Here is a 2,196-nt window from a genome sequence, read left to right on the forward strand (position 1 = left end):
AGCGAGACGCTCGCACTACGCTAACCCCTCAAAGTTGATGTGACAGACTACTAGTAGTCTGTCACACTAACTTTGATGGATAAAATTTTCGTAGTGCGTGTGCGTAAGCGCAGACTCACGAAGTGTGCGCGTTCACCGCAAGGTGTTCCCGCAGGAAAGCGCAAGCATCTTGCTCGCTCGTGACCAATAGATCGCGGGACGCTCGCACTACCGGACACCCCTGAGAACTTATGTGGTGGAGTACTACTAGTCCACCACATTTAATATGATGGGTAAAACATTCGTAGTGCGTGTGCGTAAGCGCAGACTCACGAAGTGTGCGCGTTCACCGCAAGGTGTTCCCGCAGGAAAGCGCAAGCTTCTAGCTCGCTCGTGACCAATAGATCGCGGGACGCTCGCACTACCCCAAACCCTTATAACTTATGTGGTGCAGTACTAGAGTTGCGGCAAAAATCTTCTTAATTGCGATTATGCAATGATTATTCATATTATCTTTTTTACCTACTCCCTATTCCCTATTCCCTACTCCCTAATCCCTAATCCCTATTCCCTACTCCCTACTCCCTAATCCCTCTTATTTATCATCGCAACTACGGAACCAAAAACTTCACTCTTGTTTAATATGACCGTGGAGAACTACTAGAGTTTCTGCAAGCTGATTCAAGCGGGTTTCCAGTTTTTGCTTGCGTCCGAGTAGCTGACGTAGTTGTTGATAGCGGGCGATCGCCATACTAACGCTAGCTACTTGTTCGGGGGGACAGGGACGACACCAAACTTCACCAGAATCATCTAAACCACATAAACGGTAGCCAGTGCGGTTCGATTTCAATGAGGGTTCTGGAAGAGCCGCGCAAATTTCTTCTACATAATCCATCAAGCGGTCAACTTCTGCATGACGTAGGGTTGCAGTGGCTTCTGGTTCGGGATCTTTTTCATGAGATTCTAACCAGCCATTGACAATCGGTCCTTGTAAGTATAATTCCTGAATTTGTCGCACAATTTTATGTAATTCAGTTTGCCAGCCAGCAACAATTTCTTGAATTTCTACCAAGACATTAGATGCCAAAGCGGGATTAGGAGCATTATGATGGCTGCTAAAGTTTGGAGATTTAAATTTAGGAAGACTTGGTGGTTTGAGTTGCTCATCTTGTGCTGAAAAGGTCGGCACTGAGTTATCTTGTTCCTCAGAATTTTTTGCAACTTCTGGCTGGGGAGTTTGCAATTTAACTTCTTCGTCCGGTTCGGTTGCAACTTCGGTGGATTCCGGAGCGCCGATCCGAAACGATAAAGACTCTTGATTCAAACCATTACTATCGCTATTTTCATCGATAGGGTTCGTAACGCGAATGTCTAAATCCTGTAAAGTTGCCTCAATACGCTTTAAGCCTGCTTTCATAGAAATATTCGGGGATTCGTGTCTTGGTGCAGTCATACGACGTTTTTTTGGCTAGGGTTGAATTTATTTTCTTGCCCGCGATCGCGCTAACTGCTTTTGCTGTATTTTTATCTATATAAAAGTTATTTGTAACCGAAAACTGCACCCTTGAGTTAAAAAAGATTAAAAAAATTACAACTCTAATTATTACGAATACTGAGGAAATGTCATTGAGTAAAGTTATTCTTGTCACTGGTCCTGCCCGTTCCGGAAAAAGTGAGTGGGCAGAAACTCTAGCAAACCAGTCTGGCAAAAAAGTAATTTATATAGCAACCGCGCTGTTATCGCCGGATGACAAGCAATGGCAACAACGAATTATTCAACATCGAAATCGCCGTCCCCAAAGCTGGATAACCTTGGAGGTTCCTTTTGAATTATCCGACCGCTTAGCCGATGTAAAACCGGACAATATTATTTTAGTAGATTCACTCGGAACCTGGGTAGCAAATTTTCTCGATCAAGACGATAAATATTGGCTTAACACTGTTGAAGAACTTTTAGAAACCATACAGCTAGTTGCAGCACCGATGATTTTCGTTGCCGAAGAAACCGGATGGGGAGTAGTACCAGCTTATCCCCTCGGTCAAACTTTTCGCGATCGCCTCGGTTCATTAACTCGTAAATTAGGCGTTATCTGCCAAACAGCATATTTAGTCACCGGCGGACACGTTTTAAATCTCAGCGCACTCGGTACTCGTTTACCGTCTTGATGGTGGGACAAGGGGATAAGGGGATGGGGAGATGGGGAGATGGGGGGATGG

Annotated in this window: 2 protein-coding genes; one reads left to right on the forward strand and one right to left on the reverse strand. The window is 44.8% G+C overall.

All coding sequences use genetic code 11. The features are described from left to right. Positions 1 to 607: 607 nt before the first annotated feature. The gene (locus VB797_RS31575; RefSeq protein WP_323241743.1) at positions 608 to 1,396 is read right to left on the reverse strand and encodes a hypothetical protein; all 789 of its coding nucleotides are present in this window, start codon (positions 1,394 to 1,396) and stop codon (positions 608 to 610) included. A gap of 209 nt (positions 1,397 to 1,605) precedes the next feature. Between VB797_RS31575 and cobU the strand changes: the two genes are divergently transcribed. Then, a complete protein-coding gene (gene cobU / locus VB797_RS31580) occupies positions 1,606 to 2,145 on the forward strand; it encodes a bifunctional adenosylcobinamide kinase/adenosylcobinamide-phosphate guanylyltransferase (RefSeq protein WP_323241761.1) in 540 nt (179 codons plus the stop codon). Positions 2,146 to 2,196: the final 51 nt, after the last annotated feature.

The sequence above is a fragment of the Rivularia sp. UHCC 0363 genome, assembly GCF_034931125.1.
Classification (GTDB): domain Bacteria; phylum Cyanobacteriota; class Cyanobacteriia; order Cyanobacteriales; family Nostocaceae; genus Rivularia.

What these genes read in the sequence shown, in the direction of transcription:
- VB797_RS31575 (WP_323241743.1), bottom strand. Translation starts at nt 1,396, where the DNA reads ATGAAAGCAGGCTTAAAGCGTATTGAGGCAACTTTACAGGATTTAGAC.